Origin of the sequence: Pseudomonas sp. FP2196, assembly GCF_030687715.1 — a bacterium.
Classification (GTDB): Bacteria; Pseudomonadota; Gammaproteobacteria; order Pseudomonadales; family Pseudomonadaceae; genus Aquipseudomonas.
Map to the genome: position 1 here is coordinate 4,323,405 of NZ_CP117445.1, position 12,592 is coordinate 4,335,996.

The 12,592-nt window shown below is 54.0% G+C and carries 9 protein-coding genes; 1 reads left to right on the forward strand and 8 read right to left on the reverse strand.

The window, feature by feature from the left end; translation table 11 throughout:
* Position 1 precedes the first annotated feature (1 nt).
* The gene (locus PSH79_RS19300; protein WP_305439043.1) at positions 2-397 is read left to right on the forward strand and encodes a GtrA family protein; all 396 of its coding nucleotides are present in this window, start codon (positions 2-4) and stop codon (positions 395-397) included.
* A gap of 65 nt (positions 398-462) precedes the next feature.
* On the opposite strand, the gene PSH79_RS19305 is transcribed toward PSH79_RS19300, so the two are convergent.
* From PSH79_RS19305 to PSH79_RS19340, 8 genes are all read right to left on the reverse strand, one after another.
* Complete coding sequence (locus tag PSH79_RS19305) at positions 463-1,557, reverse strand: acyltransferase (RefSeq protein WP_305439044.1); 1,095 nt, start codon at positions 1,555-1,557, stop codon at positions 463-465.
* 95 nt (positions 1,558-1,652) lie between these two features.
* A complete protein-coding gene (locus PSH79_RS19310) occupies positions 1,653-2,669 on the reverse strand; it encodes a glycosyltransferase family 4 protein (RefSeq protein WP_305439045.1) in 1,017 nt (338 codons plus the stop codon).
* 105 nt (positions 2,670-2,774) lie between these two features.
* Positions 2,775-7,052: a glycosyltransferase gene (locus tag PSH79_RS19315; RefSeq protein ID WP_305439046.1), complete on the reverse strand. Its 4,278-nt coding sequence runs from the start codon at positions 7,050-7,052 to the stop codon at positions 2,775-2,777.
* Positions 7,049-8,359 carry an ABC transporter ATP-binding protein gene (locus PSH79_RS19320; RefSeq protein ID WP_370872674.1) on the reverse strand — a complete coding sequence of 437 codons (1,311 nt, stop codon included), beginning with the start codon at positions 8,357-8,359 and terminating at the stop codon, positions 7,049-7,051. Before PSH79_RS19320 ends, PSH79_RS19315 begins: the two co-directional genes overlap by 4 nt.
* Positions 8,346-9,164, reverse strand: coding sequence for an ABC transporter permease (locus tag PSH79_RS19325; RefSeq protein ID WP_305439048.1), 819 nt, complete (start codon positions 9,162-9,164; stop codon positions 8,346-8,348). Before PSH79_RS19325 ends, PSH79_RS19320 begins: the two co-directional genes overlap by 14 nt.
* Before the next feature lie 115 nt (positions 9,165-9,279).
* Positions 9,280-10,284 (reverse strand): glycosyltransferase family 2 protein, encoded by a 1,005-nt coding sequence (locus PSH79_RS19330; protein ID WP_305439049.1) that lies wholly within the window; start codon positions 10,282-10,284, stop codon positions 9,280-9,282.
* Between the two features lie 415 nt (positions 10,285-10,699).
* Positions 10,700-11,653 (reverse strand): SDR family oxidoreductase, encoded by a 954-nt coding sequence (locus tag PSH79_RS19335; RefSeq protein WP_305439050.1) that lies wholly within the window; start codon positions 11,651-11,653, stop codon positions 10,700-10,702.
* Positions 11,646-12,572, reverse strand: a complete 927-nt coding sequence (locus tag PSH79_RS19340) for a glycosyltransferase (protein WP_305439051.1) — start codon at positions 12,570-12,572, stop codon at positions 11,646-11,648. The genes PSH79_RS19335 and PSH79_RS19340 overlap by 8 nt, the downstream gene beginning before the upstream one ends.
* Positions 12,573-12,592: the final 20 nt, after the last annotated feature.

Consider the following 12,592-nt stretch of genomic DNA (forward strand, 5'->3'; position numbering starts at 1 on the left):
AATGAATCTGAAAAAGCTGCTGGAGATCAAGTTTGTCCGATTCCTCCTGACCGGAGGGCTCAACACCGGACTGACTTACGTTCTGTATCTCGTTCTATTGAGTTTTCTACCCTATATCTGGAGCTACTCAATCAGTTACGTCTGCGGGATTTTTCTGGCGTTCATGCTCAGTCGTTTCTTCGTATTCAAAGAGCATCAAGGGCTGAAATCCGCGCTTTTGTTTCCGTTCGTGTACGTGGCGCAATACGCTTTGGGCGTCTTGATTGTCTGGCTGTGGGTCAAGAAGCTGTCGCTTCCCGAATATCTGGCCCCACTGGCAGCCATCGCACTGACGCTGCCGATGACTTATGTGTTAAGCAAACTTGTGTTTGTGAAAAGCAACACACCGGCCCACTGAACACGTTCTTGACGATCAACAGGCATAAAAAAACCCGGCAATCCGGGTTTTTTTATGCCTGTTGATCAGGCTGCTCGTTCAAGCACCACCGGTGTCGAGAACTTCTTTTTAAACTGCATCGCCGGCTTTTCGATGTATCGCCAGGAGAACCACGCCAGCCCCATGGAGATCACGCTGGCGGCAATTGCCAACCACCAGCCATTGATCGACTTGTGGGAGATCGACACCAGCGCTTGCTGGATCGGGAAGGCAAAGAGATAGGTGCCGTAAGACAGATCGCCAAGCTTGCGCATGCCATCAACGAAGACCGGACGACGATAAGCCAGATACATCAGCAAGTACGGCAACGCAATGAACAGTGCTAGGTTGGTGTAACCGAATCGTGAGCCGATCAACAGGATAACCAGACACATTGCGGCGATACCGCCCTTGAACGGCACGATATCCTTGTACTTCCAGAGGAAGGTACCGACTAGGAACATCAAGCCGAAGCGCAGAACAGGCATTACCTCAGTCGTACCGAAAAACGTGATCGGCGCGATGGGACCATGGAAAAACAACCAGACAAAGAACGCCGAAATCAACGCCATTACCGGTACGACCAGCGAGAAGGTTCGACGCCCGACGAAGAAGATCGCAGCCAGCGCAACGTAGCAAAACGCTTCGATAGGGATCGTCCACAGCGAACCATTCACCGTCTGCGGATAGGTTACATCCATGAAGACGCCCGGTAGTACGAAGGCTGTCTGATACGGAATCGAATTGGTCAGATAACGATAGGTGCCGGAGCTCTGGAAATACTCACCAAGCGGCAGTGCTGTGAAAATCGGTCCCAATATCAAGGCGGAAACGAACGAGGTGACCGCCAGTGCCGGGATAATGCGCAAGGCGCGTGCCTGCCAGTATTCCGAGAACGTACGGCGCTCCAGAGAACCCGCAATCAGAAAACCACTAATCGCAAAAAAAGCACTGACTGCCAGGCTTCCAGGCTCATACCCCATAAACAGGGAATACCACGTTGCAGGAGATTTCCCCGTGAGCGCAAAACTGTGGGTAATCAAGACGATCAGGGCTGCGCACAATCTGAGCAAGTCAAAATTGTTAGCACGCAGCTTTACCATGTCGCCAAGTGTTGTTGCTGGCTTTTTAAAATCGGTCATTACGCGAACTCGTTCTGTTACCTTTATTCGGCGCGCGCATATTACCACGTAAGTACAACGAGATTATGGCCATTACGAAGCCAGCACCTCGCTACTCAAGCCGGCTCCGCTCTGCCCGCCTGGTACTTGGAGGCAAGAATCACCAAAGGTACATAAGCAAGAACAAGTCCTGCCGCACCGTCCAATTGAAATCGGGCTACGCATACGGCAATCGGCAACAACCACAGCAGATTGATCAAACCCACTGCAACCGTGACAGGCCAATGTTTGCCATGTCGACGTGAAGCACACTGATAGGCATGACTGCGGTGGGCCTCATAGACCTTCTCGCCACGCAGCAAACGGCGCAGCAGTGTAAACGTCGCGTCGACGATGAAAACTCCCAGCAGGATCAACCACCCCCAAAACAGCTGGAACGAGAGCCAACTGGCCTCAAGCGCGAGAATACCCAGAATCAGACCGAGAAACCCGCTTCCGGCATCGCCCATAAAGATGCGTGCCGCCGGGAAGTTCCAGAGCAGGAAGCCACCCACAGCGGCCGCGAGCAATAGAGGCGCACCAATCAACGGCGCATCGGTACCCAACGCGTACAGCAGGCATGCACCCAGGCACACCGTGACCGCCTCGACACCGGCAATACCGTCAATACCGTCCATGAAGTTATAGAGGTTAAGCATCCAGACGAGAAAAAAAACCGCCAATGCCGACCCCGCCCACCCCAGATTAATCACCTGACCGAACACATGCAGCGGCGGAAGGCCTCCCAGCCAGTAAAGTGCCCATGCAGCGGCGGCGAAATGCCCCAATAGTCGCCAGCGTGCAGCGATGTGGCCATGATCATCCATAAAACCAATGATCGCGACCAACGCCCCCGCCCCCGCCGCCGACAAGAAGAGCCCCGTCGGGACTATCGCCGCCATGAACAACAGACAAAGTGCAGTCAGAAAGGTGACGACGATCGCCACTCCTCCGCCCCTTGGGGTTGGAATGGTGTGAGAGCTCCGATCGTTAGGCACATCGATAAGGCTTTTGGACAAGGCATAACGGCGCAAGAACGCGGTTAAAATGAAGGCACTGGCAAAAACCACTGGCACAAGCCAAACGCTACTCATAAGCCCAGCGGCTCCTTTGCAAATCTCTGATTCGACATTGCGTCAAAAATAATCTGTCCCCTTGCCGCTGAAGCCCCAACTGCGCGGCAAGGGGGAACAAGCTGCTCAGTTTTTGTGCAGGTCGACTATTTCGTGAAGTGGGCGCTTGGTGAGCTTTCTCTTGATTTTCTGACGCACACCATATGGAACCGAACGGCTGAGTCGCTGCATGCCAGGCTTGCGGTACAACGTCCACAGAGCGAGCAGCACAATTTCCCGGGTGGTCAACGGCACTTCGTACTCGGCCGCAGCAGCGCCCGTGGCAGGGAGTTCGAGGAAGTCGGGCTGTTGCTGACGCGGAACATCGTTATTCACCAGTTGCAAATAATCGACATCATAGAAATCTGGATTCAACAGGCTTTGCGCATGCGAAGGCGCGTGGACTAGCCCCCCCGAAACCGAAGACTGCACAAATGTGCTCATTGCCTCCAGAAGCTCTACAGGCTCGATGCCAAATGGGTAGACGAGTGTATGTTCACGGCTGGCCAGGCGCTCGGGGAACGCACCGATATCCGGCGCGATGATCGGCCGCCCTGATGCCAGCGCATAGCTGAGTGTGTAGCTGTAAGTTTCCGGCCATTGCGCAGGAAACAGGATCAAGTCGAAATCATGCTCCGCGATCAACCGTGCGAGCTCCGCTGCGTCGTATTGCCCGCTGGTGAAAACGTCGTTCAATTCCCGGTAGGCGAAGCCAAGCAGCTTGAAGTCGAAGGGGGCGTTTGCGGCCTTCGCTTTCGCAGCCAGTTGCTCGAGATAATCCGCGCCCTTTTCCTTGCCCAGCGCACCCAGCACGCCCACGGTATAGCGTGGTTTTGGGATGATCGGTGCCACCGAAGAGCTCACCGGTCGCTTGTCCTCGACATGCAATGCCACGATCGGACGCTGCAAAGCATAGTACTGCTGGTAAAGCGCCAGTGTGTACTCCGATGGGAAAACGACTGTTTTCGCGCTTTCGATGAACCCTCTCAATTGCTCGCGCCATGCGGCTGCCGAAACACCCTCCGGCAGAGGGAACGCTGGATTGAGCAAATCATCGGAATACTGGCCCGGATAGACGCCCGTCTCGTTGGTCAATGTCGGGTTGCCGCCAAGCCAATAGAAGTCGTGAACCGTTAATGCGTATTCAGTACCCAGTTGCGCCGGGAGATCGAACAGTGCCGGATGCAATCCAAGAGAGTGATGGAAATGGACGAATCCGACACCGCAGCCTTTGAGAAGGGCAAACAGCTTCGGAAGCTCTTCCGGGAGATGGAACACCAGTTCGTCTGCGCCGGGGAATGTGCCCATGTACAGAGAGATGGCGCCCATGCCTTTACGAGGTTTGAGGATGAGGTTGTAGGCATTCGCCTGAAGCGCTTCGCTCAGCTCTTCGACATGCTGTTTGACTCCGCCCCCGGCCTCATGGGAAACCTGCAGGACCTTGGGACGATCAAGTGTCGAAAGCAACTGGACCAGACGGTTGACACGCACCAACTTGACCGGGTCTTCGGCAATGAACGTCTGAATATCCAGGTGATAGTCCGGATGCAGTTCGACAATCGCTTTGAAGGCGTTTTCGATCAATGCTTGCTTGGTCGAGGAAAAACTGACGCCGCCTTCATGGAACGCGTATAGGTTCGGTGTAATGACGTTGGACCAGCCGGCCTTCAGCGCGCGCTGGCACAAATCATTTTCTTCGCCGTAACCACGACCGAATTTTTCCTCATTCAACAAGCCCACGACGTCCAGGCAATCGCGGCGCACGTACATGCAGAACCCGACACCGGTAGGTGCCTTCACATTTGGCAATCGTGCCCCGGCAAATACTTTGTCGATCTGATGGACATCCAGTCCAAAGGCCTGTTCGTTTTCGTACAGGAAGGCCGGAAAGCTGCAAATGGTCGCGTTATTCGAGAACGGGGTAACCGTGCCGATATACGGCGCAATGTAGGCTTCTGCGGTCAGCCGTTCCAGCCAGTTTTGCGGAACGATCACATCGCTGTTCAGGAACACGATGTCGGCTTCTCCGGCCTGGCGCATCCCACGGTTAACGGTTTTGACGAATCCCAGGTTGTTCGGATTCTCCAAAACAGTCAGCACGTCCGGCCATTGTGCTTCGAGTTCAAGCAGCATGTCCTGCATACCGGCATCCGGACTGCAGTCATTGATCGCGATGATCTTTGCTCCCGCCATCGAGAGAATGCCCGGCATGGCGGCTTCGATGCATCGCCTGGTCATCTCGATGCCTTTATAGACCGGCAAGATCACCGTCACGGAGCGGATACGGGCGATTGGCGCTTCTACGATGTAACTCTTGCCTGCGGAAACCGGAGCCTTGACCTCTTGGTTACGCAGGTAGACGGTGGCCGCGCGTTTGCAGCTTTCGACATTACTGCGAAAAGCCTTTTTGCCGTTACGCAGCGAACGAACGACGAACCGAATCGGCTTGGTGATAAACCAGGAGTTCGAATGAATCACATCATTGTAGGCCGCCTGGCTCTCGGCCAAGCGAACAGACAAGCGGTAGCGTTCCGACTGCAGAGTCTCAAGTTCGGATTGAACCCGCTGAGTATCAGCCTGAATTCTTTCGACTTCCCGCTGGGAATCAGCCTGGACTCTTTCAACTTCGCGCCCAACTGCTTCCAACGCTTGCGCTTGGGTCGCCAGGGCGGACTGGGTCTTGTTGAAAGCCATCAACAAGTTGTCAACGACAACCTGCCGATCCTCTTCCCAGGAGTGAAATTCACTTGGCTCGCGGCCATTGATGGCGCTCTGCACAGCAGCTTCTAACGACAGGAACTGACGAACATCTTCCTCGTCGATCGGATAGCCAGCTGCCGCTGACGCTGCAAACACGAATTCTTTGTAAGTTGCGGTGGCGAAGTCAGCGCTTGGGCTGAAACGAGTCACCGAACCCAGCAATTGGCGCAGTGCTCTGAACAACAAGAATTCGATCCGTAAACCGACGGTCAACGACCACTCTTTATCAATCAGGTGGGGTGCGCCTTGCTGGTCGATCAGAATATTCTGCGGTACGGCATCGAAAAGTTGTCCCGGCAATAAATCATCAGCGCCCGACTGGCCGCTGGAGATATTTTTCAATATGGCCACATAGCCTTTCAGGAACTCGCCAACCTGAGCATAAGTCCAGCCTTGTGCATTAACGATTTCGATCAACTTCGTCGAGAGTACATGCCCTTTGATGTAAGGCTCGGACGCTGTCAGCTTGAAGTCGACGATGGCGTCTGCGGCAGGCTCTACTGCAATATTGGTCAACTTCTCGTAGTGAACGCGAATTGAGTTATCGGCGCCTTTTTTGAACGACGAGCTCTTGCAGAACCCCCCCCGACGGTCACTGCTGAAGTGAACGGCAAGGGTTCCATTATCGAGGGTTTTGCGGGCCACCGGCGAAGCACCGATGAGGAAGGAATTGGACATGTCCATGCCCAAACCATTCTTGCAGATCTGCGGCCATGCCAGTTCAAGCGAAAACGTACACAGCTCAGGCAGTTGCGGATCGCGCTGGGCGCTTTGCCAGGCAAAAGCCGCCGCATCGAAATCAGGGTCGACAAACCCTTCTTCAGTGACAATCGAAACCGGTAGTTTGTAATCTGGAAATGGAGCAAAAAATTCGTTGGACGCAAAACCGGCACCAGACAACAGCGAGGCTAGTGCCTGTTTGCCGTAAGTTTGTGGCGTAGTGCTGTTATAGCGCCCCTCGACACCAAACATCGGCGTCACAACATGGTCTTCCGGTGCGCCCGCAAAATATTTGAGGCCCAGCTGGTTCTCGATCGCAATGATCAACAAGCCGTCGAGCTTCAATAGCGAGCGGACTTTTTTGAGCATGTTCGCGCCCGGATTCTCACCCGAGACAAACAAATTGGCATACTCAAATACACCAATCAGCGTGATGACATCGAATTTCTTGTCGACCTGGAAGTTTTCGAATGTTTCGGCCAACACGGACACATTCGGCAAGTCTCTGGTGCGAGACCGGGCAATGCTTGCACGGCGCGCACTGCCTTCAAGCGCAAGTACGTTACCGCCCTGCTCGCCCAAATAGCGGGTAATCGCGCCACAGCCTGCGCCGATTTCGAGAACGTCACCTTTAAGATCGGCATCAAACACCCGTAGCAAATTTGCCCGGGTGCTAGACAGGTAATACAGCGACGGCCAATCCGTGCACCACGCACGCAGCTCATCGGAAAAAACACTGACATCACGCGCCTTCTCAATCAAGTACTTGATGCGCAGCTCGGTGGTATCGCCGTCACTGTAATTGATACTCGCGTAATCCGGCCGCGACCAGATCTTGAGTTCTTCGTTAAGTTGATAGCCCGCTTGCGTCAGTAAAGTATTCAATTTGTAACCTTTTTGGCACGAATGCTCGAGTCTAGATTTACCAGCCCAAAAAACTTGTCTGTCGGCCGCACCTGAAGGTGCACAGAATCGTAACGGCGATCCCTTGGGGTCACCTCTTCACCGTTTTTGGTCGAAACGCCAAGGGAAATGAAGTAATCACCCGGAGCCAACTCACAGGCAATCGACAGCTCAACCTCGACGATTTCGCCCTTATGGCCAAAAGCACGGAAATCCGCAGAGTCGAGCGTTTCACTGTTCACGCCGTAAACGGTCACTCCTTCCTTGGTCTTGATGGTCATGCCGAGGATAGGGCAAACCAGATCGGTATCAAACCTGACGAACACGGCCAACTTGAGCTTCGATCCGGTGTCGACTGCAACGGGATACTCTTGGCCGTCCGCACTTAAATGAAAGTCGATGATCGTTGCGGCACGATCGCCCCAACGATACTCGTTGGCATTGTAGTTAGGGTGCGTATCAAATACGTCCATCCCGCCCTCAGGAGTGTGGTAGGTTTCGAGCGTGTCGACTGTAGGCTCTAGCTCAGTCACAACTGAATTCTGGGTCTTGCCGAACAACAGATCCAGATAGCGATTGACTACCTTTCGTGGCTCGCCTTGCTCTAACTGCACGCCGTCATTCAACAGGAATGCCTTGTCGCAGTGAGTCACGATTTGTTCACTTGAATGCGTCACGAGGAGGATGCTGGTGCCATTCTCCTTCAACTTTTTCAAGCGATCGAAACAGCGTGCCTGGAACTTCGCATCGCCAACGGCCAATGCTTCATCAACAATGAGAATGTCCGGCTCGACCTGCGCCTGAACGGAAAACGCCAAGCGCACGAGCATCCCGCTGGAATAAGTTTTTACCGGCTGATTGATAAACTCGCCGATGTCGGCAAACTCGATGATTGCATCGTACTTTTCATCGATTTCCTCTTTGCTCAAACCGAGGATCGTTGCGTTCAGGTAGACGTTTTCGCGGCCGGTGAACTCAGGATTGAATCCCGAGCCCAACTCAAGCAACGCGGCGATCCGGCCGTGGGTTTCCACTGTACCGCCGGTAGGGTTCAGGGTCCCGCAGAGGATCTGCAACAACGTCGACTTGCCACTGCCATTTTTGCCGACAATCCCGACGGTCTCGCCTTTACGGATCTCGAACGACACATCGTGGAGTGCCCAGAACTCCCGGCAATATTTCTTCCTACCGCGGCTAAGCATCTGCAGCAGGCGGTCACGTGGCTTGTCGTAAATCTCATAGCATTTGCTGAGATTCTGAACTTTGATGGCAATCTCAGATGACATCAGCAAATCCTTTTCGAGTTTTCTGGAACCAGGCAAAACCCAGCCAGGCGACCACTATCGAGCCTGCGAAATAGATACCAAGAACAGTGAAATCAGGCATCCGCCCCCAAAATAGCACTTCGCGTGCGTATTCAATGGTTGGCGTGAGCGGGTTCAACATCAGCAAGTGTTGATACTTTTCGGGCAAGGCACTCGCCGGGTAGAAAATTGGCGAGAGAAACATCAGTACCGTGGTCAGGATCCCGATGAATTGTGCGACGTCACGCAAGTAAACCCCGAGCGATGCCAGAGCCCAAGTCAATCCCATGATCAACAGCACCAGAGGCAACATGATAAGCGGGAACAGCAAGACCGTCAGATGCGGCGTACCAAACAGAAATACATAGGCGATCAGCCACACGATCAGACTGATCACCATATGAAACAGTGCAGAGCCCACAGTTACCCACGGCAGGATTTCCAGCGGGAAGACCACCTTCTTGACGTAGTTGGCGTTTGAGAGAATCAACGTCGGACTGCGATTGAAGCACTCGGCAAACAGGTTGAACACGATCAGCCCTGCGAACAGGATGAGTGCGAATTCTGTCTTGGAATCACTGCCGCCACTCCAGCGGGCCTTGAAAACGACACTGAAGACGAACGTATACACAACAAGCATGAACACCGGATTGAAGAACGACCACAGAATCCCCATGAAAGACCCGCGATAGCGCCCGACAACCTCTCGCTGCACCAGAGCTCTTATCATGCTGCGATTGCGCCACAAGCTACCGAGCATTTCCCTCGGCGAAATCGAAAAATTACGCATTAAGCACACACCTAAAAAAACGCAGGGAGATGAACTTCATCAAAAATTCTCTCGTTCAAATACTGCCAACGTGCCTGTAGGAAACTTGTAAAGCCTCCTTCAGGCGCGAATATCTTCATATTCTATTAATGACTGCGGCCAGAATCAGTCCCAGGCTACCCCACACAGTCTGCCGATAGACGCCGGACCGTTTCAAATACAAGAATCGAGCCGTGCCTCGGGATTTTCGGGCTTTTTGAAACAGATCCAGGGTCGATTTATTCTCTTCACTCAACCGTGCGCGAACCGATTCAAGGGCAGCGATATTTCTCTGGTTCCATCCTTTGAAACGCCCGCTGAACATCATGCGCAATCTAGCCAGACGTGCGCGCGCGCCCATGTCGGAACCGATCAGATTGGTATCGTGCTGTCTGTAGAGGATGGTCGGGACGTGGTCATAGACAACTTGACCGCCCGCACCGGTCACCAACAAATAGGCCCACCAGTCATGGGACACTATATCGAGATGCGCCCCGGCCGCCTGAAATAGCCCTTGCGCCGAACGGTTGAAGACCATGGTGTTACCACCGGCAAGGCTCTGCACCAACGCATTGGCGAAACTGGCCGGTCGGGCAAACAACGGCGAACAGCCGATCACCGCCCCCGTATCGTCAATCAATTCAGTACGCGCACAATACAGTGCTGGAGTATCCATCGGCAGGTGCTGTAGCGACTTGAGAGCGACCTCAAGTTTACAGTCTTGCCAGATATCATCCTGATCGGCCCATGCGTAAAAATCGGACCGAGTGGGGGCGACACAGGCTAGCGACAGAAAATTCGCCGCGAAACCGCTCTTTGGGCCTGCCCGAACGGTCAGCTTGCCTTCACCCCAGGCGTCGGCGTATTGACGCAATATGTCCAGAGTGGCATCGGTTGAGCCATCGTCCGATACCACAACATCCCAGTTCTGAAAACTTTGACGAGCAATGGAATCGAGTTGTTGAGACAGAAAACGCTCACCATTGTAAGTACACATAAGGATTGTGACGCGCGAAGCTTGCGAACCTTTACCCGGCATATCAGCAGCTTCGCGGGAAGGTGAATCACCTGTCTGAACAGCTTGCGGAAGAGGGACTACCACCGAGCACTCCATTGCATTAAGGATAAAATAATGACGGCGTTGGTTCGCCCGCCATCAAACTGCGCATCATCAGAGGGGCAAGCCAGACATGCTCTTCTCATGGGCAGCTCCGACTACGCAAAATTTGCCATTATAACAATGAGTCAAAGCCACTTGATAGCCTAGTGATATCACCACATGAAATACAGCCGTGCATTGACAGCACCGGAAAACAGAAACTCCTTCCGCCTGTATTGAACTTCAATAAACCGGCAAAAGCTGTATTGGTTTGGGGGGTGCGTAGGGTATCAAGCGCCCTGCATTGGCAAAAGGGGTGGCATTTTGCCAATTGACACTTGTGGATCGGCGGCCTCCACTTCCCGACATTTTCAACCCACACGAAAACAGCATACGAATTGATCCCACGCCGCTTCTATCACCGATTGAGGTAATGCGACGCGGTGACCATCAAGGCCCTGTCGACACTGATGGGAGGCGACCACTGCAACAGCGAACGGGTTTTGTCGATGTCGACCTGTAATGAACCGCAAAGCCTCTGCGCCACATCCCCTTTGCCCAGCAACTGCGAAGCAGTGCGCAGCAGCCTTTGTGGAAGAGGCCACAAAAATGCCCGCGTACCCAATGCCGCCGCCATACGACGGAGCAACCGGGTGGTGGACAGGTCTTCGCCATCGCTCACAAGAAACGTCTGATTCGCCGCAGCGGGATGCGCAATGCAGGTAACAATCAGATCCACGAGATTACCTAGCGCCACCAGACTGCGCTGGTTATGCAACGCCCCCAACGGCAATGGCAAGCCTTTGCGCAACCAGGTCATCATGCTGAGAAAGTTGGCTTTCACACCCGGGCCATACACCAGAGGCGGACGGATAATGACAATCTCCATGCCGGTCTCACGACCGATTTCACGCAAGCGCTCTTCCGCCTCGCATTTGGAAACACCATAGGGATCAACGGGTGCGGGCTGATCGTCAGCCCTGAAAGGCATACCGGGCAATGTCGCTTCACCATTGACCTTGATCGAACTTATGAAGACGAAACGCCTGACACCCGACCCGGCCGCTTTGCGAGCCAGGCGCGTTGTGCCCTGGACGTTGATCTCACGGAATTTTATCAGCGGGTCGGCAGCAGTATCACTCATCACATGGACGCGTGCCGCACAGTGAACCACCGTATCGATCTGCACGAACGCCGGCAACTCAACGCAGGCGCTCAAATCGAACGGCACCACATCACACAAGCCGCTCAACCGGCTTTCACCGCGCACGGCGGCAACAGGCGCATACACCTTGTCGAGCAACATGCGAAAAACCGTTGCCTCACCGACAAACCCGGTGGCACCTGTAACCAATACCCGGCGTTTAGTCATTCAACTTTTTCCCAATGACCGCAGTAATCCAACAAATGCAGAAAAAAAACACCTTGTCCCTCTTTCGGCGCCGACAATGCCGGGCACTCAAGGACAATCTCAACAACTGCCTGCGACCTAACGGCAACCAGCGTCGCACGAACGCGTCGTCCCCGACGCCCACCAACCTCGCAATCAATCGCACTTGGGAAAACCACCACCCATCGTGAATCGTCTTGTAACGATCAATCAATGAACCGAGGCCGGCATTCGCCCCCACTTGATTTTGCTCGTGCTGGCGATATTGCATTGACGACAACGGATCAATGAACCAGCTATAGCCGTGACTACGGGTGTAGGCGTAGCAGTACCAGTCATGCAGGCTAACCCGCTGCAACTCGTCCCAATTGGCGAGCATCGACGCCTTCAACTGCGTCATTAGTCGACGACTCATGACATAGGTACAGCCCGGACCGGCAGCCTCGAACAAATAATCCCAAGCGACTTGCGGCTGGCCTTTGTCGAGCAGACAAGCCCGCCCATCTACCCAGAACGCCGTGACGTTGCTGGAGTAGGCGTCAACCTGGCGCAACCGGATCGCCTGAGTCGCGCGATCAAGCTTGTCGAGATTCCAGATATCATCCTGGTCAGCGAAGGCGATGAAGTCATATTCGTCCACAGGCACATCGCGAATCAGCCTGAAGAAATTACGCGACGCCCCCCCAAAGCTGCCAGCATCAGGCAGGACGATCACTTGAGCATGGTGCGCAGCATAATCCGCGCACCAGCTTTCGGTGCAGTCAGTGGAGGGGTCGATACTAATGTAAACGGTTACGTCGACAGCTGACTGGTTCAGGATCGAGGCCAACTGCTCCTCGATCCAGCGCATGCCGTTGAAGGCCGCCAGCAACACTGCAACCCTGGGATGTTCTACTGGCATGCCAATCCTGATTAGGCCGG

What these genes read in the sequence shown, in the direction of transcription:
- PSH79_RS19300 (WP_305439043.1), top strand. Translation starts at nt 2, where the DNA reads ATGAATCTGAAAAAGCTGCTGGAGATCAAGTTTGTCCGATTCCTCCTG.
- PSH79_RS19305 (WP_305439044.1), bottom strand. Translation starts at nt 1,557, where the DNA reads ATGACCGATTTTAAAAAGCCAGCAACAACACTTGGCGACATGGTAAAG.
- PSH79_RS19310 (WP_305439045.1), bottom strand. Translation starts at nt 2,669, where the DNA reads ATGAGTAGCGTTTGGCTTGTGCCAGTGGTTTTTGCCAGTGCCTTCATT.
- PSH79_RS19325 (WP_305439048.1), bottom strand. Translation starts at nt 9,164, where the DNA reads ATGCGTAATTTTTCGATTTCGCCGAGGGAAATGCTCGGTAGCTTGTGG.
- PSH79_RS19335 (WP_305439050.1), bottom strand. Translation starts at nt 11,653, where the DNA reads ATGACTAAACGCCGGGTATTGGTTACAGGTGCCACCGGGTTTGTCGGT.
- PSH79_RS19340 (WP_305439051.1), bottom strand. Translation starts at nt 12,572, where the DNA reads ATGCCAGTAGAACATCCCAGGGTTGCAGTGTTGCTGGCGGCCTTCAAC.